This window comes from Bradyrhizobium sp. RD5-C2, assembly GCF_019972155.1.
Lineage (GTDB): Bacteria > Pseudomonadota > Alphaproteobacteria > Rhizobiales > Xanthobacteraceae > Bradyrhizobium.
In genome coordinates this window covers 1-322 of record NZ_BOVL01000042.1, presented here as the reverse complement: position 1 = coordinate 322, position 322 = coordinate 1, and the positions used below count along the sequence as shown (strand labels likewise).

The 322-nt window shown below is 67.4% G+C and carries 1 protein-coding gene; it reads left to right on the top strand.

The window, feature by feature from the left end; all coding sequences use genetic code 11:
- A partial coding sequence (locus BraRD5C2_RS33620; protein WP_223975711.1) for a transposase occupies positions 1–322 on the top strand: 322 nt, incomplete at both ends.

The following is a 322-nucleotide window of genomic DNA, read 5'->3' as shown; positions in this document are numbered from 1 at the left end:
CTGGCGCGCCAAGGAGGAACTGCTGGTCAGCTTTCCTGGCGTGAGCAACACCCTCGCGCGGACCTTCCTTGCCGAGGTGCCGGAGCTCGGCGCACTCAATCGGCGCCAGATCGCGAGCCTCGCCGGTCTTGCCCCGTTCACCCGCCAGTCGGGCCGTTGGAAGGGCAAGAGCATGATCGGCGGCGGAAGAGCCAAGCTGCGCGCGGGGCTCTACATGGCCGCTCTGTCGGCCAGCCGATACCATCCGCAGCTCAAGGTCTTCTATCGGCGCCTGGTGACCGCTGGAAAGCCCAAGATGGTCGCCCTCATCGCCGTTGCGCGC